The organism is Sphaerisporangium rhizosphaerae (assembly GCF_042665155.1).
Taxonomy (GTDB): domain Bacteria; phylum Actinomycetota; class Actinomycetes; order Streptosporangiales; family Streptosporangiaceae; genus Sphaerisporangium; species Sphaerisporangium rhizosphaerae.
In genome coordinates, this window is the sequence record NZ_JBHTCG010000020.1 from 126,842 (window position 1) to 153,824 (window position 26,983).

Genomic DNA, 26,983 nt, shown 5'->3' on the forward strand with positions numbered 1-26,983 from the left:
ACTTCCCCAGGGGCGATCGGCCGGCAGAGGTGGTCAGGATGACTCCGGTACGCCGGACAGCCGGAATGTCGGAAAGAAACTGGAAGCCCCGATGTCGTCCCTTCTTCGCATCTACCTCGTCCGCGGCCTCATCGCGATCGCCTGGTCCGCCGCTTTCGTCGCCGTCCACGACTCGTTGACGGCCACCTCGGTGATCCTGCTCGTCGCGTACCCGATCATCGACGTCGTCGCCTCGCTGCTCGACGTCCGTGAGGACCCCGGGACTCCGGCCCGCAGGCTGCAGGTGTTCAACACGGTGCTCAGCGCCCTGACCGCCGTCGGTCTCGGCCTGTCCGCCATCGTCGGCGTCGGCGCGGTGCTGTTCGTGTTCGGCCTCTGGGCCATCGTCTCCGGTGCCGCCCAGCTGACCGTGGCCGTCCGCCGCCGCGGCCCCGAGCTCGGCCGTCAGTGGCCGATGCTCGTCGCCGGCGCGTTGTCGGTCATCGCCGGTCTCACCTACCTGCCCGCCGCCATCGGCGACCACCCCGGCCTGACCCCGCTGATCATGTACACCGCGGCCGGTGGCGCCTTCTTCGTCATCCAGGCCGCGACCCTGGCCTGGAAGCGGCGCCGCCGGGCGCGGGCCGTCCAGGCCTGATCGACGCCCTGACGCCCTTGCGGCCGGTCCACCCGCCGGCACCGTCTCTTCGTCCACGCCCCACCCGGGCCGATCGGCCTTTCACGGGGGCCGAGGACGGGCAGAGGATCTTTATTGGGTTGCGGGCGGTGGTGCGACTCTGGCGTCATTGATGGCGACGGTTCGGAGTCCGGCGGAGGGAGGCGACACGCGATGGTGTACAAGAAGGTGCCGGGTGGGCGTGCGCCGATCCGGATGTGGGCCGAGCCCGACGAGGTCGAGCCGCAGGCGATGCAGCAGTTGCGCAACGTGGCGAACCTGCCGTGGACGCATGGTGTCGCCGTGATGCCGGACGTGCATTACGGCATGGGGGCCACCGTGGGCTCGGTGATCGCGATGCGCGACGCCGTGTCGCCGGCGGCGGTCGGGGTGGACATCGGCTGCGGCATGAGCGCGGTGCGCACCTCGCTCAAGGTCGACGACCTTCCGGACAATCTGCCCTACCTCCGCTCGCGGCTGGAGCAGGCCGTCCCGGTGGGGTTCCACGCCCACAAGCGACCGGTGGAGCCGGGCAGGCTGCACGGGTTCCCGGCCGCGCAATGGGACTCCTTCTGGAAGGGCTTCGACGCCCTGGCGCCCGCGGTCCGGGGCCGCAGGCAGCGTGCCGAGGTGCAGATGGGCACGCTCGGCGGCGGCAACCACTTCCTTGAGGTCTGCTCCGACGACGAGGGCGTCGTGTGGGTGGTGCTGCACTCCGGTTCGCGCAACATCGGCAAGGAGCTGGCCGAGCACCACATCGAGCAGGCGCGCAAGCTGCCGCACAACCAGGACCTCCCCGACCGCGACCTGGCGGTCTTCGTGGCCGGCACGGTGAAGATGGAGGCCTACCGGCGCGACCTGTTCTGGGCGCAGGACTACGCCCGCCACAACCGGGCGATCATGATGGCCCTGGTCTGCGGCGTGCTGCGCAAGCACTTCGCCGGCGTCACCTTCGACCGGCCCATCTCCTGCCACCACAACTACGTCGCCGAGGAGACCTACGACGGGATGGACCTGCTGGTCACCCGCAAGGGCGCGATCAGGGCGGGTTCCGGCGAACTCGGCATCATCCCCGGGTCGATGGCGACGGGCACCTACATCGTCAAGGGCCTGGGCAACGCCAAGGCGTTCAACTCGGCCTCCCACGGCGCCGGGCGCAAGATGAGCAGGAACAAGGCCAAGCGCACCTTCACCCTCGGCGACCTGGAGGCGCAGACCAGCGGCGTCGAGTGCCGCAAGGACGCGGGTGTGCTGGACGAGATCCCGGGCGCCTACAAGGACCTGGAGTCGGTCATGGCGGCCCAGACCGACCTGGTCGAGGTCGTCGCCCGGCTGCGCCAGATCATCTGCGTCAAGGGCTGAACGCGCCTGCCCGGCGGCCGCGACGCGTGGTTCCAGGGCCGCCGCCTGGCGCGTGGCGGCCCTGGAGATCACCGGGGCGGTGCACCGCCGCCCCGGAAGGCGCCGGCCCTGGAAGGCGACGGTCCTGGAAGGCGACGGTCCTGGAAGGCGACGGTCCTGGAAGGCGACGGTCCTGGAAGGCGCCGGTCCTGGAAGGCGACGGTCCCGGAAGGCCACGGTCTCGCAAGAAGGCCGGTCTCGCGGGAGGTGCGAGGTTTCGGAGGTGTGGCCCTCAGGACCGCCGGGGCGGTCCTGAGCTGCGGCGGACGACGAGATGCGGCTGGACGACGATGCGCGCGGGCGGGACGGCCGGGTAGGCGCCGTCGGCGCCCTCCGCCGCGGGGGCGGAGTGGTCGCGGTCGTCGGCCAGGGCGTCCAGCAGCAACTCGATCGCCTTGCGGCCCACCTCGGAGAAGTCCTGCGCCACGGTGGTCATCGGCGGGGTGAAGAACTCCGACTCGGGCACGTCGTCGAAGCCGACGACGCTCACGTCGTCGGGGACGCGGATGCGCGCCTCGTCCAGCGCCCGCACCACCCCGAGGGCCATCTGGTCGTTGGCCACGAACACGGCCGTCAGATCGGGCACGCCGGCCAGCAGCTGACCGCAGCGGTAGCCCGAGCGCGGGCTCCAGTCGCCCGACAGCGGCTCGGGGATCGGGGCGCCGGCGGCCAGCAGGGTCTCGCGCCAGCCCTGGGTGCGCGCCTGGGACTCCAGCCAGTCCGGCGGTCCCGAGACGTGCCACACCGTGCGGTGGCCGAGCCGTAGCAGGTGCTCGGTGACCAGAGCACCTCCCTTGCGCTGGTCGACGTTGACGACGGGGAGGCCGACGCCGGCGTCCCCTTCGACCGTCACCACCGGGACGGGCTGCGGCATCTCGGCCAGCGCGACCGCGATCGCGCTCTGCGGCACGATGACCACCAGCCCGTCCACCTGCTGGCGGGCCAGGTGGTCGAGCGCCTCGGCCAGGTCGTCGCGGGTGAGCTCGCGCAGGCTCACGATGCTCACGAAGTAGCCGGCCTCGCGGGCGGCCCGTTCGAGGCCGTAGAGCGTGCTGGCCGGGCCGTACAGCGTCGTGTCGAAGGCGACGACTCCGAGGGTGTTGGTCTGCCGGGTCACCAGCGCGCGGGCGCTGGAGTTGCGGCGGTAGCCGAGACCTTCGATGGCGGCCAGCACCCGTTCACGGGTCTCCTGGCGCACGTTAGGGTGATCGTTCAGAACCCGGGATACGGTCTGGTGCGACACGCCTGCGAGCCTTGCCACATCCGCCATGACGGGGGAGCGATGGACGTTGCGAGCCATGACTCTGGCCCCGCCTCCTTCCTCGCGGGCTGTAGGCCCACGCTGGGGTGGGTCAATTGTTAACGTTCACATCGCCTTTGTAAAGGCATTTCGCGGTTTGACTTGAGCGCTTTACGGACGGGCACGCCAACCGGTCCACCGGGGCGATGCGCCCGGCCGCGCCGAGCCCCGGCGGCGCCGTCCCGGCCCCTCCGCGTGGGGGGACGGGACGGCGCCGCCGGACGCGGGGCCGCGAGAGCGGTACGCCGTCAGAAACCCTGGGCCAGGCGGTAGTACGCCTGGTTCCAGCGCAGCTCCTTGGTGAACTGGCGCGAGGTGGTGTCGGCGTCGATCACCAGCAGCTCCACCCCGAGCATGTCGGCGAAGTCGGTCAGCTCCTCGGCGCCCACCGCCGCCGACAGCACCGTGTGGTGCGGGGCGCCGGCCGTCAGCCACGACTCCGCCGAGGTGCGCAGGTCCGGGCGCGGCGTCCAGACCGCCCGCGCCACCGGCAGGCGGGGGAGCGGCTCGGCGGGGGAGATGACGTCGATCTCGTTGGCCACCAGCCGGAACCGCTCGCCCATGTCGGCCAGGCCCACCACCACCGCGGGCCCGGGCGCGGCGTCGAACACCAGCCGCACCGGGTCCTCACGGCCGCCGATGCTCAGCGGGTGGATCTCGCACGAGGGCGTGCCCGCGGCGATGGTCGGGCAGACCTCCAGCATGTGCGCGCCGAGGATGGCCTCCTCGCCGGGCGTCAGGTGGTAGGTGTAGTCCTCCATGAAGGAGGTGCCACCGGGCAGCCCCTCCGACATGACCTTCAGCGTGCGCAGCAGCACCGAGGTCTTCCAGTCGCCCTCGCCGCCGAAGCCGTAGCCGTCGGCCATCAGCCGCTGAACGGCGAGGCCGGGGAGCTGCCGCAGCCCGCCCAGGTCCTCGAAGTTGGTGGTGAAGGCCTTGAAGCCGCCGTCGCGCAGGAAGCCGCGCAGGCCGAGCTCGACGCGGGCCGCGTACCGCAGCGACTCGTGCCGGTCGCCGCCGGCCCGCAGCTCGGGGGCGACCTGGTAGAGCTCCTCGTACTCCTTGACCAGCGTGCCGACCTCGGAGTCGGCGGCGGCGTCCACCGCCTCGACCAGTTCGTTGACGCCGTAGGTGTTCACCGAGACGCCGAACCGCAGCTGCGCCTCGACCTTGTCGCCCTCGGTGACGGCCACGTCGCGCATGTTGTCGCCGAACCTGGCCAGCTTGAGCGAGCCGACCTCGGCCCGTCCCGCCGCGGCCCGCGCCCAGGCGGCGATGCGCGCCACGACCGACGGGTCGCTGACGTGCCCGGCCACGGTCTTGCGCGCCACGCCGAGGCGGGACTGGATGTAGCCGAACTCCCGGTCGCCGTGGGCGGCCTGGTTGAGGTTCATGAAGTCCATGTCGATGGAGCTCCACGGCAGCGCGACGTTGGCCTGCGTGTGCAGGTGCAGCAGCGGCTTGCGCAGCGCGTCCAGCCCGGCGATCCACATCTTGGCGGGGGAGAAGGTGTGCATCCAGGCGACGACGCCGGCGCAGTCGTCGTCGGCGCTCGCCTCCAGGCACACCTTACGGATGGCGGCGGCGTCGGTGAGCACCGGCTTCCAGACCACCTCGAAGGGCAGCGCGCGGTCCAGTGCGCCGGCGATCTCCTGGGACTGCCCGGCCACCTGCGCCAGCGTCTCGTCGCCGTACAGGCCCTGGCTGCCGGTCAGGAACCACAGTTTCACAGGGGACTCCTCTGCCCGTATACGTTCTGGTAGCGGTCGTACAAGTGGTCGATGTCGGCCTGGGGGATGGGCAGCGGCTCGCCGAGCTGGCGGGCGACGTGCACGGTGCGCGCGACGTCCTCGCACATCACCGCGGCCTTCACCGCCGCCTTCGCCGAGTCGCCGATGGTGAAGACCCCGTGGTTCTGCATGAGCACCGCGGGGGAGCGGTGCCCCGACAGCGTGGCGACGATGCCCTTGCCGATGTCGTCGTTGCCGATCAGGGCGAACGGCCCCACCGGGATCTCGCCGCCGAACTCGTCGGCCATCGCGGTGAGCACGCACGGGATCGGCTCGGCGCGGGCCGCCCACGCCGAGGCGTAGGTGGAGTGGGTGTGCACCACCCCGTTCACCTCGGGCATGTGGCGGTAGGTGTAGGCGTGCGCGGCGGTGTCGCTGGAGGGCGCGTAGTCGCCCTCGACCAGGTTGCCCTCAAGGTCGCACACGACCATCGCCTCAGGGGTCAGCTCGTCGTAGGACACGCCGCTGGGCTTGATGACGAACAGGTCGCCGCCAGGGGCGCGTCCGGAGACGTTGCCGGCGGTCCAGGCGACCAGGTTGTAGCGCACCAGCTCGGCGTGCAGCCGGCTGACCGTCTCGCGCAGCTCGGGCAGCATCATGCCCCGGCCTCGTTCCTGATCGCGCGGAGCCGGTGCAGCAGCTCCCCGTCGGCGAAGTGGTCGTGCAGCCGGCGGTACTCGGCGTACAGCCGGTCGTAGGCGTCGGCGCTCGCGTCGTCGGGCACGTAGGCGGCGGGCGTGCGCTTGCCCATCGCGGCGGCGGCCTCGGCGATGTCGGGGTAGGCGCCCGCCGCGACGGCCGCGTGGATGGCCGAGCCGAGCGCGGGGCCCTGGTCGGAGCCGATGACCGACAGCGGGCGGCGCAGCACGTCCGCGTAGATCTGCATGAGGAAGGGGTTCTTGAGCAGCCCGCCGGCGACGACGAACTCCTCCACCGGCACCCCCGACTTCTCGAAGGTCTCCACGATGACCCGGGCGCCGAAGGCCGTGGCCTCGATGAGCGCCCGGTAGACGTCCTCGGGCCGGGTGGCGAGCGTCTGCCCGGCGATCACCGCCGACAGGTTGTGGTCCACCAGCACCGAGCGGTTGCCGTTGTGCCAGTCGAGCGCGACCAGGCCGTGCGCGCCGACGTTCTGCGCGGCGGCCAGGGAGGTCAGGTACTCGTGGACGCTCACCCCGAGCTCGGCGGCCCGTTCGGTGTAGGAGGCGGGCACCGAGGTCTCGACGAACCAGGCGAAGATGTCGCCCACGCCCGACTGCCCGGCCTCGTAGCCCCAAAGACCCGGCACGATGCCGTCGCGGACGACGCCGCACATGCCCGGCACCTCGGCCAGCTGGTCGGAGGGCATCACATGGCAGGTGGAGGTGCCCATGATGGCGACCATCTGCCCGGGACGGACGGCGTCGGCGGCGGCCGCGGTGACGTGGGCGTCGACGTTGCCCACCGCGACGGCGATGCCCTCGGGCAGCTTGGTGAGCTCCGCCGCCTCGGCCGTCAGCCGGCCGGCCAGGCCGCCGAGGGGCGAGGGTTCCCCGCCGAGCTTGGCGGTGAACCCCGCGAAGTCCGGGTGCAGGGCGGCGAGGAACTCCTCGGAGGGGTAGCCGCCGTCCTGGTAGATGCCCTTGTAGCCGGCGGTGCAGGTGTTGCGGGTCTCGACGCCGGTGAGCCGCCAGATGATCCAGTCGGCCGCCTCGATCCAGCGTTCGGCCAGGCCGTACACCTCCGGGTCCTCCTCCAGGACCTGCAGGCCCTTGGCGAACTGCCACTCGGAGGAGATCTTGCCGCCGTAGCGCGGCAGCCACGCCTCGCCGCGCTCGGCGGCCAGGGCGTTGATCCGGTCGGCGTGCGGCTGGGCGGCGTGGTGCTTCCACAGCTTCGGCCACGCGTGGGGCCGGTCGGGGAGCAGATCGCTCAGCGGGGTGCCGTCGGCGGTGGCGGGTAGCACCGTGCAGGCGGTGAAGTCGGTGCCGATGCCGATCACCTGGCCGGGGGAGATCCCCGCCACGGCCAGGGCCTTGGGGACGGCGACACGCAGGACGTCGAGCCAGTCCCGGGGGGACTGCAGGGCCCAGTCGGGGCCGAGCCGGACGCCGCTGCCGGGAAGCGTCTCCTCGATGACGCGGTCGGCGTACTCGTGGACCGCCGCGCCGAGCTCGGCGCCGTCGTCCACCCGCACCACGACGGCGCGTCCCGACAGCGTGCCGAAGTCGACGCCGACTACACAGTGACTGTTGTTATCGCTCACATTCACTCTCAGGTTGCCGGATGCCGTAAGCCGAACTTGCCGATCCGAACCGCGGGCACCGGTGCGGGCACCGGTTCCGCGGGCGGCGGTGGGCCGGCGCGTCAGCCATGCCTGGGCTCGACTGTGAACGTTAACAACGGGCGGCGTCAAGGAGATTCAGGTCACGGTCCGGTTACGCCGTAATAGTTGCTTAACATCAGGTTGACGTCCCGGCTGCCAGGGCGTTTACTGATGCGCGCTTTGCCCGCCCGCCCCTCCAGGGGGCAGGCCGGCCCGCGGCCCGGTGCCGCCGGGGCGGCCGTGGCGGGCGCCGGCGCGCGAAGTGGCTCGCCGGGCGCGCCTGCTCGCGCCCTGGCGGCGGCGCCCCCGCCAGGGGTGACGTACACTCACGCGGGCACGCCGGTCGACGATGCGTGTGCGGGCCGCCGGGCGCGCCCGGCGGCGCCTCCACCCCCCATGGCCGAGAGAATCGCTGGTCATCAAGGGTTTCACTCTTGTTACAGCGACGTTATCGGCATCTATTGACAGGCTAATTGTTAGCGATAACACTAACCGCTCAGGCATTGGCCACCGCCCCGCCTGATCGCGATCCTGGAGGTCACCGTCAAAGGCGCGGAGGCGGAGGGCGAGGCGCTCGCGACACTCCGCCACGGTGGAGCCGCCGCGACACGCGTCGGGCCTCCCAAGGGCCCGCAAGGATCCACCCGCTCGCATCGGGACCCCCACTCGCAAGGAGTAGCACGATGAGAATCGCAAGACTGGCGACGGTGGCATCCACCCTCGCGCTGGCCGCCGCACTGACCGCGTGCGGCTCCAGTCAGAAGACCGCGGACACCCAGGCGACCTCGTCCGAGGCCGCCGCCGGCAACGGCGGCGCCCTGGTCGGCGTCACCATGCCGACCAAGTCCTCCGAGCGCTGGATCCACGACGGCGACAACGTCAAGGCGAGCCTGGAGAAGCTCGGGTACAAGGTCGACCTCCAGTACGCGGAGAACGACATCCCCACCCAGGTCAACCAGATCGAGAACCAGATCACCAAGGGCGCCAAGCTCCTGGTCATCGCCTCGATCGACGGCACCGCCATCACCACGCAGCTCCAGGAGGCGGCCGACAAGAAGATCCCGGTCATCGCCTACGACCGGCTGATCCGCAACAGCCCGAACGTCGACTACTACGCCACCTTCGACAACTTCAAGGTCGGCGTGCAGCAGGCGACCTCGCTGCTGGTCGGCCTGAAGCTCAAGACCGCCGACGGCGGCGACGGCGACGCCAAGGGCCCCTTCAACGTCGAGCTGTTCGCCGGCTCGCCGGACGACAACAACGCCACGTTCTTCTTCAACGGCGCCATGTCGGTCCTGAAGCCCTACATCGACAAGGGCACCATCAAGGTCCAGAGCGGCCAGACCGACTTCAAGACCGTCGCCATCCTGCGCTGGGACCCCGCCACCGCGCAGAAGCGCATGGAGGACCTGCTCACCAAGACCTACAGCGGCGGCAAGAAGGTCGACGGCGTGCTGTCCCCCTACGACGGCCTGTCGATCGGCATCCTGTCGGCGCTGAAGAGCAACGGCTACGGCACCTCCGGCCAGCCGTACCCCATCGTGACCGGCCAGGACGCCGAGCTGGCCTCGGTGAAGTCCATCATCGCCGGTGAGCAGTACTCCACGATCTACAAGGACACGCGCCAGCTCGCGGAGGTCACCGTCAAGATGGCCGACGCCGTGCTCAAGGGCGGCAAGCCCGAGGTGAACAACACCAAGGACTACGACAACGGCAACAAGGTCGTCCCCTCCTACCTGCTCGACCCGGTGATCGTCGACAAGAGCAACTACCAGAAGGTCGTCGTCGACAGCGGTTACTACACGCAGGCGCAGCTGGGCTGATCCAACGCGGTGCGGCGCCGTGGTCACGGCGCCGCACCGCGCCGTGACATTCCCCCAAGGGACGGAAAACCACATGACCGACGACATCCTGCGGATGCGTGGAATCACCAAGACGTTCCCCGGAGTCAAGGCGCTCCAGGACGTCAACCTGTCCGTGCGCCGAGGCGAGATCCACGCGATCTGCGGCGAGAACGGGGCGGGCAAGTCGACGCTGATGAAGGTGCTGTCGGGCGTGTACCCCCACGGCTCCTACGAGGGTGAGATCCTCTTCGAGGGCGAGCCGTGCCGCTTCGCGGGCATCCGCGACAGCGAGCACCGCGGCATCGTGATCATCCACCAGGAGCTGGCGCTGAGCCCGCAGCTCTCGATCGCCGAGAACATCTTCCTGGGCAACGAGCGCGCCACGCGCGGCCTGATCGACTGGAACCGCACCAACCACGAGGCCGGCCTGCTCCTCCAGCGCGTCGGCCTGCCGGACAACCCGGTGACCCCGGTCGCCGACATCGGCGTCGGCAAGCAGCAGCTCGTCGAGATCGCCAAGGCGCTGTCGAAGGAGGTGCGGCTGCTCATCCTGGACGAGCCGACGGCCGCGCTGAACGACGAGGACTCCGCGCACCTGCTCGACCTGCTGCGCGGGCTGCGCGACGAGGGCATCACCTGCGTGATCATCTCGCACAAGCTCAACGAGGTCATCGCGATCGCCGACTCGATCACCATTCTGCGTGACGGGCGCACGATCGAGACCATGGACATGAAGGCCGACCAGGTCACCGAGGACCGCATCATCTCGGGCATGGTCGGCCGCGACCTGGAGAACCGCTTCCCGCCGCACGAGCCCAAGATCGGCGAGGAGGCGCTGCGCATCGAGGACTGGACGGTCTACAGCCCCACGCAGCGCGGGCGCAAGGTCGTCTCCGGCGCGAACATGACGCTGCGGCGCGGCGAGATCGTCGGTCTGGCCGGACTGATGGGCGCGGGGCGCACCGAGCTGGCCATGAGCGTGTTCGGCCGCTCCTACGGGGTGGACATCTCCGGGCGCGTCTACCGCGACGGCAAGCCCGTGGAGATCCGCTCGGTGCGCGACGCCATCGACCACGGCATCGCCTACGCCACCGAGGACCGCAAGCGCTACGGGCTCAACCTCATCGACGACATCAAGCGCAACATCTCCGCCGCGGACCTGGCGAGGCTGGCCAAGCGGGGCTGGATCAACGACAACGAGGAGTACCGGGTCGCCGACGAGTACCGCGGGAGCATGAACATCAAGGCCCCCAGCGTGCTCAGCGTCACCGGCAAGCTCAGCGGCGGCAACCAGCAGAAGGTCGTCCTCTCCAAGTGGATCTTCACCGACGCCGACGTGCTCATCCTCGACGAGCCCACCCGGGGCATCGACGTGGGCGCCAAGTACGAGATCTACACGATCATCAACCGCCTGGCCGACCAGGGCAAGGCGATCCTGGTCATATCCTCTGAACTGCCCGAACTGCTAGGTCTGTGTGATCGGATCTACACGCTCTCGGAAGGCCGCATCACCGGCGAGGTCGCGCGTGAGGACGCGACCCAGGAGCGCCTGATGCACTACATGATGAAGGGACAGGAGCAGATCCGATGAGCAGCATCTCCCCGACCGACGCCGCCGTGGCGCCCGGCGGAAAGGACGCCGGACCCGCGCAGCCTCCCGGGCGCGCCTCGCTGTTCGGCGTCTCGCTGAACATCCGGCAGAGCGGCATCTACATCGCCTTCGCGCTGATCGTCGTGCTGTTCGCCGTGCTCACCGACGGCGCCCTGCTGGAGCCGCAGAACATCTCCAACGTCATCGTCCAGAACTCCTACATCCTGATCCTCGCCATCGGCATGATCATCATCATCATCGCCGGGCACATCGACCTGTCGGTCGGATCGGTGGTGGCCGTCACCGGGGCCATCTCTGCGGTGCTGATGGTCAACTACGGGGTTCCCTGGCCGCTCGCCGTGCTGCTCACCCTCATCGCGGGCGCGCTCATCGGCGCCTGGCAGGGCTTCTGGATCGCCTACTTCGGCATCCCGGCGTTCATCGTCACGCTCGCCGGCCTGCTGCTGTTCCGGGCGCTCACCCTCACCGTCCTCGGCAACCAGGGCATCGGCCCCTTCCCCGACCAGGTGCGCACGCTGGCCAACGGCTTCACCGACGGCTACCTCGGCAACATCGGCCTCGGCCCGCTCGGCGGCGCCGACCTGTTCAGCCTGCTCGTCGGCATCATCGCGGTCGCCGGCATGGCCGTCTCGCAGTGGCGTACGCGCACCGCGCGGCAGAGGTACAGCCAGAGCGTCGACCCGCTGCCGGTCTTCCTGCTGAAGATCATCGCGGCGGCGGTCGTCGTCCTGGCCATCGTGGTGCAGCTCGCCCGCTTCAAGAACCTGCCCTGGGTGCTGGTGCTGCTGGCGGCCCTGGTGCTCGGCTACTCGATGGTGACCAACCGCGCGGTGTTCGGCCGTCGCATCTACGCCATCGGCGGCAACCTGCAGGCGGCGGTGCTGTCCGGCGTCAAGGTCAAGTCGGTGGTCTTCTGGATCTTCGTCAACATGGGCGTGCTGTCGGCCCTGGCCGGCATCATCTTCGCCGGGCGCCTCAACCAGGCGGGCCCGACGGCCGGCGGTTCCTTCGAGCTCGACGCGATCGCCGCGGCCTTCATCGGCGGCGCGGCCGTCCAGGGCGGCGTCGGCAAGGTGATCGGCGCGATCACCGGCGGCCTGATCATGGGTGTCATCAACAACGGCATGTCGCTGATCGGCGCGCCGAGCGAGCGCGTGATGCTGGTCAAGGGCGTCGTCCTGCTCGCCGCCGTCGCCTTCGACGTGTGGACCAAGCGCCGCTCGGGCACCGCCCAGTAAGGCGCCGCGAGCCGCATGGGCGGCGCCCCTCTCGCGGGGCGCCGCCCATCTTCGTCGCGGGAGAAGAGCGGCGTCACACGGCGACCCCTAAGGGCGCGGAATTGCGGCGGGGCACGGGGCGTTTCGTCGGAGGCGACGGCTACTGTGAAAATCGTATACAGCTTCGCCGTCGGCTGACCGATTCCGCCGATGAACGTTCGCGCAACCACAGGAGGCCCCCCGGTGCTCGTTGACTCGTTCGGGCGAGTGGCCACCGACCTCAGGGTCTCGTTGACCGACAAGTGCAACCTCCGGTGCGCCTACTGCATGCCACCGGAGGGGCTCGACTGGCTGCCCAAGCCCGAGCTGCTCACCGCCGACGAGATCTGCCGCCTGGTGGCCATCGGCGTCGAGCGGCTCGGCGTCACCGAGATCCGCTTCACCGGGGGAGAGCCGCTGCTGCGGCGCGAGGTGCTCGACATCGTCGCGCGCTCCGCCGCGCTGCGCCCCCGGCCCCAACTGTCGATCACCTCCAACGGCATCGGCCTGACGCGCCTGGCCGGCCCCCTGGCCGAGGCGGGCCTCGACCGGGTCAACATCTCGCTGGACACCCTCGACCGCGAGGCGTTCGCCAGGCTCACCCGCCGCGACCGCCTGCCGGACGTCCTGGCGGGCCTGGCGGCGGCCGACGCCGCGGGCCTTCGCCCGGTGAAGGTCAACGCGGTCCTCATGCGAGGCGTCAACGACAGCGAGGCGCCGCACCTGCTGCGTTACTGCCTGGAGCACGGCTACGAGCTGCGCTTCATCGAGCAGATGCCGCTCGACGCCCAGCACGGCTGGCGGCGCGAGAACATGGTCACCGCCGACGAGATCCTGTCGATCCTGTCGCGGGAGTTCACGCTGACCCCCGACGACCCCGCGGGGCGGGGCAGCGCCCCGGCCGAGGTGTTCCTGGTGGACGGCGGGCCGGCGAGGGTCGGCGTCATCGGCTCGGTGACCCGGCCGTTCTGCGGCGCCTGCGACCGCGTGCGGCTGACCGCCGACGGCCAGATCCGCAACTGCCTGTTCGCCACCGAGGAGTCCGACCTGCGCGCGGCCCTGCGCTCGGGGGCCGATGACGACGAACTGGCCCTGCGGTGGGTCGCCGCGGTGCGCGGCAAGCGCGCCGGCCACGGCATCGACGATCCGAGCTTCCTGCAGCCCTCCCGTCCCATGTCGGCCATCGGCGGCTGAGTTGGGCGCCGCGCCGTCCGGGCCGCCGCACGACCTCCCCGGCCCGGCCGCCCGTGAGCCCGTACCGCCGTCCGGGCCGCCGCGTGACCCCGTGGTGCCGGGGGTGCCGCCGTACGACGCGGTGGTGCCGGATGTGCCGCCGTACGACGCGGTGGTGCTGGCCGGGGGACGGGCGCGGCGGCTCGGCGGGGAGGACAAGCCCGGCGTCTCCGTCGGCGGCCTGACGCTCATCGAGCGGGTCGCCGCCGCCGTGCCCGGCGCCGCCCGGCTCGTCGTGGTCGGCCCGCCGCGCCCCGGGCTGCCGCGCGCCGAGTTCGTCCGGGAGGACCCGCCCGGCGGCGGCCCGGTGCCGGCCCTGCGCGCGGGCCTGGCACGGGTGCGCGCGCCCTGGGTGGCGCTGCTGGCCGCCGACCTGCCCTTCCTGCTGCCCGAGCACGTGACGGCGCTGCTGTCGGCCGCGCGGGGCGGTGCCGGGGCCGTCCTGGCCGACGACGAGGGCCGCGAGCAGTGGCTCACCGGCGTCTGGCACGCCGAGACCCTGTCCAGGGCCCTGGACGGCTACCAGGGGCGATCGCTGTACGGGCTGCTCGGCCCGCTGGCCCCGGCGCGGCTGCGACCGCCGGTGGCGGACGACGGCCGTGATCCGTGGTTCGATTGCGACACGATCGACGACGTGGAGGCCGCCAGGAGGCGGGCGCCGCGCCGCCGGGCCGCCGGACCGCCGTCCGGCGCCGGGGCGGCGGGCGAGCGTCCGTGAGGGATGCTCGCCGAAGGTGTGAAAGGTGCACGACGAACACGACGAGAGGGACCACATGAACGTGCTCGCCGAGTGGACGGCGCTGGTCTGCAAAGAACTGGGCATCGACCCCGAGAAGATCGACAGGGACGCCGTCCTCGACCTGACCAGGGACGTCGCCCACGGGGTGGCCCGTCCCGCGGCGCCGCTGACGGCGTACCTGCTCGGCCTGGCCGAGGGGGCGGGCACCGCGCCGCCGCAGGCCGCCGAGCGGCTGTCGGCGCTGGCCGGGAACTGGGGGCAGGCGACGGCGGAGACCCTCGGCGACCGGTGAGCCGGCATCGCGCCGGCGCGTGCGAGAAGAGCGCCTACGCGGTTTGACCAGGAGTTTTATCCGGAAATGGGCGACGCCGGGTGGTTACGGGGGCAAACCACCCGGCGTCGCTTCATCGGCGTTCCGACGGGGGCCCGGAACGCCGGCACGAGCGCTCCGACGGGGGACCAGAGCGCTTGCTTAAAGCGTACACCTACAACCCATGGGGTGCGTCAAGAGTTTGTCACGACCCGATCTCGCGTCGGTGGCGTGGTATCTCGGTTTGGTTAGGTTCTTCCTCATCAAAGGTCGAGCTCACGCCGGTGTTCGGCTGGTTGGCCCCGACCACGGCGATGTAGGGCAGGAAGATCGCCCCGGCCACGAATAGCGCCCTGACAGGCCAGGGGACGTCCAGTACGACGGCGAGAATGAGACAAATGGTGCGTATGCCCATTTGGATGAAATAACGCTTCTCCCTGCGGCCGATGTCGGCCGTTAGCGAGGGCCTCGCGTTGGTGACCTCATGTACGACCGTGCGGTCGCGCCGAAACCTCACACCGACCACGTTAGTCCGCCAACTCCTCGGCGCTGACGGCGGCCACGGGCCTGGCGGGCGTCATACGATCAAGGCCGACGCTAAGGAGAGATCGATGAGCGATCGTACGTACCGCGTGACCGAGATCGTCGGCACGTCGCCCGAGAGCGTGGACCACGCGATACGCAACGGCATCAGAAGGGCCTCCCAGACCCTCCGCCACCTCGACTGGTTCGAGGTCACCGAGGTGCGCGGGCAGATCCTGGACGGCGAGATCGGCCACTACCAGGTGGGGATGAAGGTCGGCTTCCGCCTGGAGGACTCCTAGAAGGCCCGCGGGGCCGCGGGCGCCGCAAGGCCGCCCGCGGCCCCGCCGGGCCCCTGAGGCGGCCCGGCCGTCCCGCGAGGGCTCCTCGCGGGACGGCGGCGGCCCCGGCGCCGGACGCCCGGCACCGGGGGGAGGCGGATCAGCTCGCCTGGCTGACCGTCGACATGTTGAAGTCGGACACCCGCACCGGGGGCATGATCGTGCGGGTGAAGTAGTCGTTCCACTCGCGGGGGAGGGTCTGCTCCTCGCGGCCGATCTCGGTGAGCCGGCCCAGCAGGTCGACCGGGCTCTCGTTGAACCGGAAGTTGTTCACCTCGCCGACCACCTCGCCGTTCTCCACCAGGTAGACGCCGTCACGGGTGAGGCCGGTCAGCAGCAGCGACTGCGGGTCCACCTCGCGGATGTACCACAGGCACGTCAGCAGCAGGCCGCGGTCGGTGGAGGCGATCATCTCCTCCAGCGAGCGCCCGCCCTCGGGCCCCGCCATGATCAGGTTGTCGATCGCCGGGGTCGGCGCGAGCCCGGTCAGCTCGGCCGAGTGCCGGGTCTGCAGCAGCCCCGACAGCGACCCGTCACGGATCCAGTCGGTGCTCGCCAGGGGCAGCCCGTTGTCGAACACCGACCGCTCGCGGCTGCCGGCGTGGGCGACGACGAACGGCGCGCACTCGATGCCGGAGGCCGCGGGGTCGCTGTAGAGCCGCACCGGCGAGGCCGACAGCGACTCGCCGACGCGGGTGCCGCCCTCGGGACGGGAGAACACCGTGCGGCCGTCGGCGGCGTCCCTGGCCCCCGCCGACCAGTACAGGTAGATCATCAGGTCGGCGACCGCCGTGGGCGGGATCAGCGTCTCGTAGCGCCCCGCGGGCAGGGCGACCCGGCGCTTCGCCCAGTCGAGGCGCCGTCCGAGGGTCTCGTCCAGCGCGGCGACGTCCACGTCGGCGAAGTCGCGGGTGGCCACGCCGGTCCACGCCGAGCGGGTCATGTCGGGCGACTTGGCGTTGAGCTCCAGCCGGCCCGTCGGCTGGTCGTGACGCAGCCGCAGGCCGCTGGAGGAGCCGAGGAAGGTGGAGGTGACGATGTGCTCGGCGAAGCCGTACAGCCGGTGCCCGGCGGTCTCGGCCCCGGCGAACGCCTCACCGAGCGCGGGCGCGAACCGCTCGAACACCTCGATCGAGGTGGACGCGGCGGGATCGTCCCAGCCCTGCGAGCCGGTGCCGGCCACCAGCGGCCGGGCGTCCTCGGCGGGCGGCGCCTCGTGGGAGGCCAGGTCGGCCGCCGTGACCACGTCGGCGAGCTGGTCGGGGCGCACGGCCGACCGCGACACGACGCCGACGCCCTGACCGGTGATCGAGATGACGGTGAGCTGGGAGGAGCGGGCCACGCCGTTGGTGGTCAGCGTGTTGCCGGCGAAGCGGAGGTTCGCGGTGGACCCCTCGTCGACGATCACGACGCACTCGTCGGCCTTGCTGAGGGCAAGGGCGCGCTCGACGGTCTCCTGGGGAGTCACTTTCCACCCTCCTGAACGGTGTTGAGGATCTTGACCCCGCGGAACAGGGCCGAGGGGCACCCATGGCTGACCGGCGCCACCTGGCCGGGCTGGCCCTTGCCGCAGTTGAAGGCGCCGCCCAGCACGTAGGTCTGCGGGCCGCCGACGGCCTCCATGGACCGCCAGAAGTCGGTGGTGGTGGCCTGGTAGGCCACGTCGCGCACCTGGCCGGTGAGCCGGCCGCCCTCGATGCGGTAGAACCGCTGGCCGGTGAACTGGAAGTTGTACCGCTGCATGTCGATGGACCAGCTCTTGTCGCCCATGACGTAGATGCCGCGCTCGACCCGCGAGATCAGCTCGTCGGTCGAGGGGCCGTCCAGCGCGGGCTGGAGGGAGACGTTGGCCATCCGCTGGAGCGGGAAGTGGCCGGGGGAGTCGGCGAAGGCGCAGCCGTTGGAGGGGCCGAGCCCCTTCAGCAGCGCCATGCGCCGGTCGAGCTGGTAACCCACCAGCGTGCCGCCGCGCACGATGTCGAACTGGCGCGTCGCCACGCCCTCGTCGTCGTACCCGACCGACGCCAGGCCGTGCTCGGCGGTGCGGTCGCCGGTGACGTGCATGATCGGCGAGCCGTACTCGAGGGTGCCCAGACGGTCGAAGGTGGCGAAGCTCGTGCCCGCGTAGGCCGCCTCGTAGCCGAGCGCGCGGTCGAGCTCGGTGGCGTGGCCGATCGACTCGTGGATCGTCAGCCACAGGTTGGAGGGGTGGATCACCAGGTCGTACATCCCCGCCTCGACCGAGGGCGCCTTGAGCTTCTCCTCCAGCAGCTCGGGCAGCGTGGCGAGCTCGGCGGGGAAGTCCCACCCCGTCCCGGTGAGGTACTCGTAGCCGCGCCCCGTCGGCGGCGCGAGCGTGCGCATGTCGTCGAAGCGGCCGTCGGCCACGCGCATCACCGTGAGCACCGGGTGGATGCGCACCCGCTGCTGGGTGGCCTCGGTGCCCGCGGTGTCGGCGTAGAACTTCTGTTCCTTGACCTGCATGAGCGAGGCGGAGACGTGGTCCACCCGAGGGTCCTTCAGCAGGCCGGCCGACCAGTCGGCGAGCAGGGCGACCTTGTCCTTCATCGGCACGGAGAAGGGGTCGACGTCGTAGGGCGACACCCAGGTGACCTGCTCGTGCACCGGCTCGGGGGCCAGCGCGACGGGCTCGCGGTTGACGGCGGCGGCGACCCGGGCGACCTTGACGGCCTGCTCGGCCACCTCGGCGGCGGCCTCCGGCGTCAGCTCGATGCCCGCGGCGAAGCCCCACGTGCCGTCGAGGATCACCCGGACGGCGTAGCCGAGGTCGTCGGCGTCCATGGAACCCTCGAGGCGGGAGTCGAACAGGCTGAGCGTCTCGCCGCGCACCCGTTCGAGCCGGAAGTCGGCGTGTGCGGCGCCGAGCTCTCGGGCGCGCTGCAGGGCCGCGTCCGCCAGCCGCCTGAGCGGAAGGGCGAGGAAGTCGGGATCGATCTGGCGCATGTCCACGATCCTAGCCCTGTGATCTTGTACGGGGCGGATATGGGTTTACCTGCGAGTAAGCGATAGCGTCGTGCCCATGCCTCGATCAGTACTCGTAACCGGTGGCAACCGCGGGATCGGTCTCTCGATCGCCCGCGAGCTGGCCGCCGCCGGTGACGCCGTCGCAGTCACCTACCGCTCCGGAGAGCCCCCCGAGGGGCTGTTCGGTGTGAAGTGCGACGTCACCAGCTCCGAAGACGTCGACGTGGCCTTCTCCAAGGCCGAGGCCGAGCACGGGCCCGTCGAGATCGTGGTGGCCAACGCCGGTGTCACCCGGGACACCTTGCTGCCGCTGATGAAGGAAGACGCCTTCACCGACGTCATCGACACCAACCTCACCGGCGCCTACCGCGTCGCCAAGCGGGCCACCCGCGGCATGCTCCGCATGCGCCGGGGCCGCATCGTGCTCGTCTCCTCCGTCGTCGCCATGCTCGGCTCGGCGGGCCAGACCAACTACGCCGCCTCCAAGGCCGGCCTCATCGGCTTCGGCCGCTCGCTGGCCCGCGAGCTCGGGTCGCGCGGCATCACCGTCAACATCGTGGCGCCCGGTTTCGTCGAGACCGACATGACGGCCGCCCTGGACGCCGACCAGCAGAACGCCATCACGCGCAACATCCCGCTCGGCCGCGCCGCGACCGCGGCGGACATCGCGCGCGTGGTGAAGTTCCTGGTGAGCGACGACGCCGCCTACATCACCGGTGCGGTCATCCCGGTGGACGGCGGCCTTGGAATGGGGCACTGACATGGGAATCCTCGACGGCAAGCGCCTGCTCGTGACCGGCGTGCTCACCGACGCCTCCATCGCCTTCTCGGTCGCCAAGCTGGCCCAGGAGCAGGGCGCCACGATCGTGCTCACCGGCTTCGGCCGGCTCAGCCTGGTCGAGCGCATCGCCAAGCGCCTGCCCGAGCCGCCGCCGGTGATCGAGCTCGACGTGCAGAACACCGAGCACCTCGACACGCTCGCCGACCGCGTCGGCGAGCACCTCGGCGGTCTGGACGGCGTGGTGCACTCGATCGGCTTCGCGCCGCAGACGGCCCTCGGCGGCAACTTCCTCAACACCTCGTGGGAGGACGTCGCCACGGCCGTCCACGTCTCCACCTACTCGTTCAAGTCGCTGGCGGTCGCCTGCCTGCCGCTGATGAAGGAGGGCGGCGCCGTCGTCGGCCTCGACTTCGACGCCACCAAGGCGTGGCCGGTCTACGACTGGATGGGCGTGGCCAAGGCCGGCCTTGAGTCCTGCTCGCGTTACCTGGCGCGCGACCTCGGCAAGCACGGCATCCGGGTGAACCTCGTGGCGGCCGGGCCGCTGCGCACCATGGCCGCCAAGAGCATCCCCGGCTTCGCCGAGTTCGAGGACAGCTGGCCGGCCAAGGCCCCCCTGGGGTGGGATCTCACCGACACGGTGCCCGCCGCCAAGGCATGCCTCGCGCTGCTGTCCGACTGGTTCCCCGCCACCACCGGCGAGATCGTCCACGTCGACGGCGGCGTCCACGCCATCGGCGCCTGACGGAGGAAGCAGGGAGACCGCGGAGCCGGCCGTACGGCTCCGCGGCGGGCCGGAGACGGCCGCCCGCACCCCCGCCCCGCCGCGGGGCGGGGTGACCGCTCGTTTCCGCCCCGCCGCGCGGCGGGGTGACCGCTCGCACTTCCATCCCGCCGCGCGGCGGGCCGGTCAGGCGAGGCGGTGGCGTCCGTTGTCGGGGTGGCTCATGCCCTCGAAGGGCATCGACCTCGGCGCGTCGGAGTCCCGCCGCGACTGCACGATGCGGGCCGCGAGGATCGCCGAGGCCAGCAGCACGGCCGTCAGAGCCGTCCCCACGACGTCGTAGGGCCTCTCCGGCACGGCGGTGCGGGCCCGCGGGTCGCCCAGTAGCGACGGCAGGGGCAGGCCGGGCCACAGCGGCACCAGCGGCGGCGACTCCACGTCGGCGGACGGCGGGTGGGAGGCGCGGGCCGCGGGTGTGGCACGGTCCACCGGCGGGCCGGGCCGGTCGACGATCTGCGGCGGGCCCTGCTGCCCGGCCGGCGGCTCGCCTGGGGAGCGGTCCTTGCCGCCGGCGCCACCGTCGTCGTCACCGTCGTCGCCGCCTCCGCGCGGCGTGGCGGACGGAGCGGCCGAGGGGGTGGAACGGTCCGCGTCCGTGCCCGTGGGGGGCTTGGACGTCGAAGGGGCCCCCTCCTCCCCGCAGTCGGCCGAGCCGACCAGGGGCAGGCAGTCGGTGTCGATCGGCACTCCGAGCAGGTCGTCGTCGCCGGAGCCGTCGCGCGCCTCGCCGGGCGACGGTGACGGGTCCGCGTCCGGTGTGTCCGGTGTGTCCGGGGAGGCCGGCGCGGCCGTGGGCGAGGACCGGTGCCCGCGGCCGGTCAGCTTGTCGGCGGTCTTCTCGACCTGGTCGGTCAGGGGCTTCAGCCCGTCGCCGAGGTCGGAGACTGCGTCGGTCAGGGGCTTCAGCCCGTCGCCGCCGAGGTCGGAGACGGTGTCGGTCACGGGCTCGAGCGCGTCGTCCGCGAGGTCTCCGACCTTGTCGGTCACGGGCTTGAGCGCGTCGCCGGTCAGATCGCTCACGGCGTCGGTCACCGGATCGTCGGCGTCCGCGCCGGGGACGCCGACCTGGTCCAGCAGGTCGCACACGCCTCCGGTGAGGCCGGACAGGGCCGCCCCGCCCCGCTCGCAGCCGTGCGCGCCCGTCGCCGAGCCGGCCGCCGGCGCGGCCACCAGCAGCGCGGTTCCGCTCGCCAGCGCCAGCGTCAGCGCTCCCGCCGAGATGGCGGTCGTGCTTTTGCGCATGGTCCCTCCATCGTCTGCGCATGCGAAGAAGACGCGGGCTCCCCTCCCGCGGTCCTCATGACCATCGTGTGTGGCACCACGCCGGTCTTTCCATGACAAGGTGCGATTCGGTACCGAGTAGTGATACGCGAGCCGCATTCCTGTTCGATGGCCGCCGGTCCCGGCCGCGGCGGCCGGGGGCGGGCGTATCAGGGGTCGACGGCCGAGACGTCGTCGAGCGCCTCACGGATCTCCACGGGCAGCGTGAGCTCCTCCGCCTGCAGCACCCCCTTGAGCTGGGCGTGCGTGCGTGCCCCGACGATCGCCGCCGCCACGCCCGGCTGGTCGCGAACCCACGACAGCGCCACCGCGAGCGGCGACGCCCCGAGCCCCTCGGCCGCCGTGGTGACCGACTCGACGACCCGGCGGCACCGCTCGTCGAGGTAGGGCTGCACGAAGTCGGCGAAGTGCGGCGTCGCGGCCCGCGAGTCGGCGGGGATGCCCACGCGGTACTTGCCGGTCAGCACCCCTCGCCCGAGCGGCGACCAGGCCAGCACTCCGGCGCCGACGTGCTCGGCCGCGGCCAGCACCTCACGCTCGGGATCCCTTGCCAGCAGGGAGTACTCGACCTGGGCCGAGACGATCGGCGCGCGCCCCGGCGCCGAGCGCTGCCACACGCCCGCCGCCGCGAGCTGCCACGCCGCGTAGTTGCACACCCCCGCGTACACCGCGCGGCCGGAGGCGACGGCCGTGTCGACCGCCGCCAGGGTCTCCTCCAGCGGCACCTCGGCGTCGAAGGCGTGCAACTGCCACAGGTCCACCTCGTCGACGCCCAGGCGTGCGAGGGAGGCGTCGAGCGCGGACAGCAGGCCGCGGCGCGAGCCGTCACGCGAGCGGTGGCCGCGCGGTGTCAGGACGGCCTTGGTCGCGACGACCATCTGCGACCGCGGCACCGAGTCGCGCAACAGGCGGCCGAGCAGACGCTCGGCGTCGCCGCCCGCGTAGACGTCGGCGGTGTCGACCAGGGTGCCCCCGGCGTCGGCGAAGGCGACGAGCTGCGCGGCGGCCTCCTCCGCGCCGGTGTCGCGCCCCCAGGTCATGGTGCCGAGCCCCACCCGCGACACCGAAAGACCGCTGCGCCCGACCATTCGCTGATCCATGATCCGGCCAGGCTACCGTGTCGGAACCTCTCACCCGGGCCGATACCGCACGACGCGCCTTGCCCGCGCGACGCGGGGCGCCGGCGGATCCTCACCGATTCCCGCACGCCCCTGCCTCCCCGCGCCGCCCGCCTGCCCTAGGCTGGCGCGCACTATGGACGCACTGCAAGCCATCGTGCTGGGCATCGTGCAGGGGCTCACCGAGTTCCTGCCCATCTCCAGCTCCGCCCACCTGCTCATCGTCCCGCGGCTGTTCGGCTGGGGGGACCCGGGAGCGGCGTTCACCGCGGTGATCCAGCTCGGCACGATGCTGGCCGTGGTCATCTACTTCTGGCGCGACATCGTGCGCATCGTGTGGACCTGGCTGCGCAGCCTGTGGACCCCGGAGCTGCGCGGTGAGATGGACGCCCGCATGGGCTGGTACATCGGCCTCGGCACCATCCCGCTCGGCCTGCTCGGCGTGGTGTTCAAGGACCAGATCGAGGGCCCGGCCCGCAACCTGTGGATCAACGCGACCGTTCTGATCGTCTTCGGCCTGCTCCTGCTGCTGGCCGAGCAGATCGGCCGGCAGCGCACCCCGATCGGCGAGCTGACGCTGAGGCAGGGCCTGATCATCGGGGGGTTCCAGGCGCTCGCCCTGGTGCCGGGGGCCTCGCGCTCGGGGTCCACCATCACCGGCGGGCTCTTCCTCGGCTTCACCCGCGAGGCGGCGGCCCGCTACTCCTTCCTGCTGTCCATCCCCGCCGTGGTGCTGTCGGGACTGTTCGAGCTGCGCGACGTCGGCGCGGGCGGCGGACCCGACCTGGTGCCGACCATCATCGCCACCGTCGTGTCGTTCGTCGTGGGATACGCGTCGATCGCCTGGTTGCTCAGGTACATCACGCGACACTCCATGATGGTTTTTGTCACCTATCGCGTCTTCATCGGGGCGTTTCTGCTGACACTGTTGTCTCTAGGGGTGATCACGGCCCAATAAGCTTGGCTTTGTGACCACTTTGCTTCTGGTGCGGCACGGTCTCACCGCGATGACCGGGCCGGTCCTCGCGGGGTGGACCCCCGGGGTCCATCTGAGCGAGCCGGGCCGCGCCCAGGCCGAGGCCCTGGCCGCCCGCCTGGCGCCCCTGAGCCTGGACGCCATCGTCTCCAGCCCGCTCGAACGCTGCCAGGAGACCGCCCGCGCGATCCTCGCCGGACGCGACGGGCTCGAGATCGCCTCCGACGACCGCTTCGGCGAGTGCGGGTACGGCGAGTGGACCGGGCGCCCGCTGAAGGAACTGGCCGAGGAGCCGCTCTGGCGGGTGGTGCAGCAGCACCCGAGCGCGGCGGTGTTCCCCGGTGGCGAGTCGCTGGCCGGCGTCCAGCGCCGCGCGGTCGCCGCCGTGCGCCACTGGAACGCCAAGCTCGGCGACGAGGCCGTCTATCTGGTGTGCAGTCACGGCGACGTCATCAAGGCGATCGTCGCCGACGCGATGGGCGCTCACCTCGACCAGTTCCAGCGCATCACGGCCGACCCCGCCTCCCTCACCGTGATCCGCTACACGGCCCTTCGTCCTTTCGTCCTGAGAGTCAACGACGTAGGCGGCGGGGTGGAGAATCTTCTACCCCCGCCCGCCCCGGCCGAGGGTTCGGCGGGGGAAGACGGGGGAGAAAATTTCACCGGGAGCGACGCCGCTGTCGGCGGCGGAGCCGGGACCACGTAAGGTCGGGCTATGCCGGTCTTCGACTACGATCCGCCAGAAAGGTTCGTGGCCGGTGCCGTTGGGCAACCGGGGTCACGCGCCTTCTTCCTGCAAGCCCGTGGTCAGGGGCGCATGACGACCGTGGGCCTGGAGAAGTTCCAGGTGGCGGTGCTGGCCGATCGCCTCGACGAGCTGCTCGACGAGGTGCTGCGCCGCAGCGGCGGCACCGCCCCGGTGCCGGCGATGGCGCCGGTCGAGCTCTCCGACAAGGCCCCCCTCGACCTGCCCATCGATGAGGACTTCCGAGTCGGCACCATGGCCCTCGCGTGGGACCCCGACACCTCCCAGGTGGTCATCGAGGCCAAAGAGGTCGACGACGAGGAAGAGGAAGAAGAGACGATCGACGACGACCGTCCCGACTCCGCCGTCCTGCGCGTGCACATCACCGCCGCCGAGGCCCGCGCGTTCACCCAGCGGGCACTCGAGATCGTCGCGGCGGGCCGTCCGCCCTGCCCGCTGTGCGGGCAGCCACTGGACGCCGACGGGCACATCTGCGTGCGTCTCAACGGCCACCGGGGGGACCGCACGTGAGTGCAGAGAGCGACCCCCGGCTCAGCAGCATCCCCGGCGCGTCCGGGCTGGACGACGTCACCGCCCTGCGCCTGCTTCGCGAGGGCACCATCGAGGTCGCCGGCCGGCTGGTCGAGGCGACCAACATGACGCTCTACTGCTCGATCCGCCTGGACGGGGTCGTCGCCGAGTGCGTGTACAAGCCGGTCAGGGGCGAGCGTCCTTTGTGGGACTTCCCCGACGGCACGCTCGCCGCGCGCGAGGTCGCCGCCTTCGAGGTCTCGGCGGCCACCGGCTGGCGCATCGTGCCGCCGAGCGTCTACCGCGAGGGGCCGTTCGGCCCCGGCATGTGCCAGCTGTGGATCGACACCGACCCCGAGACCGACCTCATGGCCCTGATCCGCGGCCGCAACCCGGCGCTGCGCCGCATGGCCATCTTCGACGCGGTGGTCAACAACGCCGACCGCAAGGGCGGCCACCTGCTTCCCCTGCCCGACGGGCACATCTACGGCGTCGACCACGGCGTCTGCTTCTCCGCCGAGGACAAGCTGCGCACCGTGCTGTGGCAGTGGCGCGGCAAGCCCCTGCCGCGCGAGGCGGTGAACGTCCTGGCCCGCCTCGAACGCGACATCGAGCGGGGCCGGCTCGGCCGGCGGCTGCGCGAGCTGCTGACGCTCCCCGAGGTCGAGGCCACCTGGGATCGCGTGCGCCGCCTGCTCAGCACCGGCGTGCACCCCTCCCCGTCGGAGGACTGGCCCGCGATTCCCTGGCCGCCCATCTAGTCGTCCCGCCGGGGCCGTACCCTTCGTGAGATGTGTCCATCTCTACCGGTATGGAGGGAACGGGCGTGTGCACGGTCATCGTGAGCGTCGAACCCGGCGCGGAGACTCCGGTGGTGCTGGCCGGGGTGCGGGACGAGATCCTGACCCGGCCGTGGGAGCCGCCCGCGGCGCACTGGCCGCGGTACCCCGCCCTGGTCGGCGGGCGCGACCTTCTGGCCGGCGGCACCTGGCTGGCCGTCGACCCCGGCGGCCCGCGGGTCGCGGCGCTGCTGAACGGGTGCGGCGACGCGGCGCCCGAGCCGATCCGCAGGTCCCGCGGCGACCTGCCGCTGAAGGCGGCCGCCGAGGGCGGGCCACCCGAGGGTGACCTGTCCTGCTACGACCCCTTCCACCTGCTCGTCGCCGATCCCGGCGGCGTGCGGCTGTGGAGCTGGGACGGCCACGGCGTGAGCGAGGCCACCTTCCCCGCCGGCACCCACATCGTGGTCAACAGCGGCTGGGAGAGCGACGACGCCGACCCCCGCGTGGCGTTCTTCCGGCCGCGCTTCGCCTCGGCCGCGCGCCCGTCGGCGGGCGGCGCCGGCGAGCCGGCATGGGAGCGGTGGCGGCGGCTGGCCTCGGGGGCGGGGCTGGAGGTCTCCGACCCCAGGGCGCTGGTGGTCCGCCGGGAGCTGCCGGACGGGCGCGTGTGGGGCACCTCGTCGATCACCCTGGTCGCCCTCGGCGCCGGGGAGCCGCGCTACGACTTCTGCCCGCGCCCCGGCGACCCCGCATCCTGGTACCGGGTCCCGCTCAGCACAGGATGCCGCCCCAGATGATCGTCACGGTCCTGCTGCCCCCGTTGGAGGTGAAGCGGACCTTGGACGTGCTGCAGTACGGGGTGCCGTAAGCGGTGATCGTCGCCGAGCTGCCCGCCCTGATGCGGCCGCGCGTGGTGCTGAGCACGCCGCCCTCACTGATGGAGGCGCGCCAGGTCACCGCCCCGCGCGGCGCCCGCAGCTTGATGTTCACGTAGGAGATGTAGTCCGAGGCGACCCGGATGCGGGCCGGGCTGACCCGCAGCAGCGGCCTGGCCGCCCGCGTCGGCGGCGTGCGCGGGGTCGGCTCGGGCTTGTCGCTCGGCTTCGGCGTCGTTCTGGCCGGCGAGGGGATCGGGGTGGGGTCGTCGGTCACCGGCGGGGAGGACGTCTCGCCGGGGATCGCCGAGTTCGCCGAGGTGGCGGGCGCCGGGGGCGGCGGCGCCGCCCCGGGGGACCGGGTCTTCGGCCCCCCGCCGGAGGCGGTCGAGACGATCGCGACGGCGGCGGCCAGCGCGACCACCCCGGCCACCGCCGCGATCACCCGGTCGCGGCGCCCGCGCAGCCGCTCCCGGGCGAGCGGGCGCCGGTCGCCCGGGTCGGGCGGCGTGCCGCCCTCGCCCGGCGGGCCGAGATGCCATGCCGGGGCCGCCGCCGCGCCGGCCCGGTCCGCGCCGGCCGGGAATGCCGGATGACCGGCGGTCTGTCCGGCGCTCTGGCCGGTGACCGGCCGGCCGGGTCCGAGTGGGGGGAGGGGGCCGGCCACGGCCGGGTCCGGGGAGAGCCGGTCACCGCCCGGCGACGGCGGCGCGCCCCCGGCCTGCGACGCGGCAGGAAAGGCCGGCGACGAAGGCGGCCCGCCCGGCAGCCCGGCCTGCGGCGGCGGGCCGGGCGGGCCCGCCTGCGCGGATCGGCC

Annotated in this window: 25 protein-coding genes and 1 pseudogene; 16 read left to right on the forward strand and 10 right to left on the reverse strand. The window is 71.9% G+C overall.

Annotated features, from left to right (window positions below):
• The first annotated feature begins 91 nt into the window (after window positions 1-91).
• Window positions 92-637, forward strand: a complete 546-nt coding sequence (locus tag ACFQSB_RS26110; RefSeq protein ID WP_380829597.1) for a DUF308 domain-containing protein — start codon at window positions 92-94, stop codon at window positions 635-637.
• A gap of 192 nt (window positions 638-829) precedes the next feature.
• Window positions 830-2,017, forward strand: a complete 1,188-nt coding sequence (locus tag ACFQSB_RS26115; RefSeq protein ID WP_380829598.1) for an RtcB family protein — start codon at window positions 830-832, stop codon at window positions 2,015-2,017.
• 271 nt (window positions 2,018-2,288) lie between these two features.
• Here the strand turns inward: ACFQSB_RS26115 and ACFQSB_RS26120 are convergent, their stop codons facing one another.
• The 4 genes from ACFQSB_RS26120 to araB all read right to left on the reverse strand — a co-directional run bounded on the left by ACFQSB_RS26120 (window position 2,289) and on the right by araB (window position 7,391).
• Window positions 2,289-3,326, reverse strand: a complete 1,038-nt coding sequence (locus tag ACFQSB_RS26120) for a LacI family DNA-binding transcriptional regulator (RefSeq protein ID WP_354845283.1) — start codon at window positions 3,324-3,326, stop codon at window positions 2,289-2,291.
• Between the two features lie 278 nt (window positions 3,327-3,604).
• Entirely contained in the window at window positions 3,605-5,086 is a 1,482-nt protein-coding gene (gene araA / locus ACFQSB_RS26125) for an L-arabinose isomerase (protein WP_380829599.1), read from the reverse strand.
• Window positions 5,083-5,745 carry an L-ribulose-5-phosphate 4-epimerase gene (locus ACFQSB_RS26130; RefSeq protein WP_354845146.1) on the reverse strand — a complete coding sequence of 221 codons (663 nt, stop codon included), beginning with the start codon at window positions 5,743-5,745 and terminating at the stop codon, window positions 5,083-5,085. The genes araA and ACFQSB_RS26130 overlap by 4 nt, the downstream gene beginning before the upstream one ends.
• Window positions 5,742-7,391, reverse strand: a complete 1,650-nt coding sequence (gene araB / locus ACFQSB_RS26135; RefSeq protein ID WP_380829600.1) for a ribulokinase — start codon at window positions 7,389-7,391, stop codon at window positions 5,742-5,744. Before araB ends, ACFQSB_RS26130 begins: the two co-directional genes overlap by 4 nt.
• A gap of 743 nt (window positions 7,392-8,134) precedes the next feature.
• Between araB and chvE the strand changes: the two genes are divergently transcribed.
• From chvE to ACFQSB_RS26165, 6 genes are all read left to right on the forward strand, one after another.
• The gene (gene chvE, locus ACFQSB_RS26140; RefSeq protein ID WP_354845152.1) at window positions 8,135-9,274 is read left to right on the forward strand and encodes a multiple monosaccharide ABC transporter substrate-binding protein; all 1,140 of its coding nucleotides are present in this window, start codon (window positions 8,135-8,137) and stop codon (window positions 9,272-9,274) included.
• Window positions 9,275-9,347: 73 nt separating this feature from the next.
• Window positions 9,348-10,886, forward strand: a complete 1,539-nt coding sequence (gene mmsA / locus ACFQSB_RS26145) for a multiple monosaccharide ABC transporter ATP-binding protein (protein ID WP_354845155.1) — start codon at window positions 9,348-9,350, stop codon at window positions 10,884-10,886.
• Window positions 10,883-12,145: a multiple monosaccharide ABC transporter permease gene (gene mmsB, locus ACFQSB_RS26150; protein WP_380829601.1), complete on the forward strand. Its 1,263-nt coding sequence runs from the start codon at window positions 10,883-10,885 to the stop codon at window positions 12,143-12,145. The genes mmsA and mmsB overlap by 4 nt, the downstream gene beginning before the upstream one ends.
• 222 nt (window positions 12,146-12,367) lie before the next feature.
• Window positions 12,368-13,357 carry a GTP 3',8-cyclase MoaA gene (gene moaA, locus ACFQSB_RS26155; RefSeq protein ID WP_380829602.1) on the forward strand — a complete coding sequence of 330 codons (990 nt, stop codon included), beginning with the start codon at window positions 12,368-12,370 and terminating at the stop codon, window positions 13,355-13,357.
• A 103-nt stretch (window positions 13,358-13,460) separates the two neighbouring features.
• Window positions 13,461-14,114 carry a molybdenum cofactor guanylyltransferase gene (gene mobA, locus ACFQSB_RS26160; RefSeq protein ID WP_380829603.1) on the forward strand — a complete coding sequence of 218 codons (654 nt, stop codon included), beginning with the start codon at window positions 13,461-13,463 and terminating at the stop codon, window positions 14,112-14,114.
• Between the two features lie 25 nt (window positions 14,115-14,139).
• Window positions 14,140-14,427, forward strand: a complete 288-nt coding sequence (locus ACFQSB_RS26165; protein ID WP_380829604.1) for a DUF6457 domain-containing protein — start codon at window positions 14,140-14,142, stop codon at window positions 14,425-14,427.
• 223 nt (window positions 14,428-14,650) lie between these two features.
• Here ACFQSB_RS26165 and ACFQSB_RS26170 read toward each other — a convergent pair whose 3' ends face one another.
• Complete coding sequence (locus ACFQSB_RS26170) at window positions 14,651-14,962, reverse strand: DUF3099 domain-containing protein (RefSeq protein WP_354845170.1); 312 nt, start codon at window positions 14,960-14,962, stop codon at window positions 14,651-14,653.
• A gap of 94 nt (window positions 14,963-15,056) precedes the next feature.
• Here ACFQSB_RS26170 and ACFQSB_RS26175 point away from each other — a divergent pair, with 94 nt between their 5' ends.
• A complete protein-coding gene (locus tag ACFQSB_RS26175) occupies window positions 15,057-15,269 on the forward strand; it encodes a dodecin (protein ID WP_354845173.1) in 213 nt (70 codons plus the stop codon).
• A gap of 139 nt (window positions 15,270-15,408) precedes the next feature.
• On the opposite strand, the gene ACFQSB_RS26180 is transcribed toward ACFQSB_RS26175, so the two are convergent.
• Window positions 15,409-16,776, reverse strand: coding sequence for a metallopeptidase TldD-related protein (locus tag ACFQSB_RS26180; protein ID WP_380829605.1), 1,368 nt, complete (start codon window positions 16,774-16,776; stop codon window positions 15,409-15,411).
• Window positions 16,773-18,272 carry a TldD/PmbA family protein gene (locus ACFQSB_RS26185; RefSeq protein WP_380829606.1) on the reverse strand — a complete coding sequence of 500 codons (1,500 nt, stop codon included), beginning with the start codon at window positions 18,270-18,272 and terminating at the stop codon, window positions 16,773-16,775. Before ACFQSB_RS26185 ends, ACFQSB_RS26180 begins: the two co-directional genes overlap by 4 nt.
• A 76-nt stretch (window positions 18,273-18,348) precedes the next feature.
• Here ACFQSB_RS26185 and fabG point away from each other — a divergent pair, with 76 nt between their 5' ends.
• Together fabG and fabI are read left to right on the forward strand one after the other, a co-directional pair.
• Window positions 18,349-19,053, forward strand: a complete 705-nt coding sequence (fabG, locus tag ACFQSB_RS26190; protein ID WP_354931141.1) for a 3-oxoacyl-ACP reductase FabG — start codon at window positions 18,349-18,351, stop codon at window positions 19,051-19,053.
• Window position 19,054: 1 nt separating this feature from the next.
• Window positions 19,055-19,819 carry an enoyl-ACP reductase FabI gene (gene fabI / locus ACFQSB_RS26195; protein ID WP_354845185.1) on the forward strand — a complete coding sequence of 255 codons (765 nt, stop codon included), beginning with the start codon at window positions 19,055-19,057 and terminating at the stop codon, window positions 19,817-19,819.
• 165 nt (window positions 19,820-19,984) lie between these two features.
• On the opposite strand, the gene ACFQSB_RS26200 is transcribed toward fabI, so the two are convergent.
• Entirely contained in the window at window positions 19,985-21,100 is a 1,116-nt protein-coding gene (locus ACFQSB_RS26200; RefSeq protein WP_380829607.1) for a hypothetical protein, read from the reverse strand.
• 188 nt (window positions 21,101-21,288) lie between these two features.
• Window positions 21,289-22,239, reverse strand: coding sequence for an aldo/keto reductase (locus ACFQSB_RS26205; protein ID WP_380829608.1), 951 nt, complete (start codon window positions 22,237-22,239; stop codon window positions 21,289-21,291).
• A 154-nt stretch (window positions 22,240-22,393) separates the two neighbouring features.
• Here ACFQSB_RS26205 and ACFQSB_RS26210 point away from each other — a divergent pair, with 154 nt between their 5' ends.
• The 5 genes from ACFQSB_RS26210 (at window position 22,394) to ACFQSB_RS26230 (ending at window position 26,088) form a co-directional block, all read left to right on the forward strand.
• Entirely contained in the window at window positions 22,394-23,215 is an 822-nt protein-coding gene (locus tag ACFQSB_RS26210; RefSeq protein WP_380829609.1) for an undecaprenyl-diphosphate phosphatase, read from the forward strand.
• A gap of 10 nt (window positions 23,216-23,225) precedes the next feature.
• Window positions 23,226-23,939 carry a histidine phosphatase family protein gene (locus ACFQSB_RS26215; RefSeq protein WP_354845197.1) on the forward strand — a complete coding sequence of 238 codons (714 nt, stop codon included), beginning with the start codon at window positions 23,226-23,228 and terminating at the stop codon, window positions 23,937-23,939.
• A 9-nt stretch (window positions 23,940-23,948) separates the two neighbouring features.
• A complete protein-coding gene (locus ACFQSB_RS26220) occupies window positions 23,949-24,509 on the forward strand; it encodes a DUF3090 domain-containing protein (protein ID WP_354845200.1) in 561 nt (186 codons plus the stop codon).
• Window positions 24,506-25,270, forward strand: coding sequence for an SCO1664 family protein (locus ACFQSB_RS26225; protein ID WP_354845203.1), 765 nt, complete (start codon window positions 24,506-24,508; stop codon window positions 25,268-25,270). Before ACFQSB_RS26220 ends, ACFQSB_RS26225 begins: the two co-directional genes overlap by 4 nt.
• A 65-nt stretch (window positions 25,271-25,335) precedes the next feature.
• Complete coding sequence (locus ACFQSB_RS26230) at window positions 25,336-26,088, forward strand: NRDE family protein (protein ID WP_380829610.1); 753 nt, start codon at window positions 25,336-25,338, stop codon at window positions 26,086-26,088.
• Here ACFQSB_RS26230 and ACFQSB_RS26235 read toward each other — a convergent pair.
• Window positions 26,063-26,983: pseudogene (locus tag ACFQSB_RS26235) on the reverse strand (hypothetical protein); the annotation flags it as partial. The gene ACFQSB_RS26230 and the pseudogene ACFQSB_RS26235 overlap by 26 nt on opposite strands.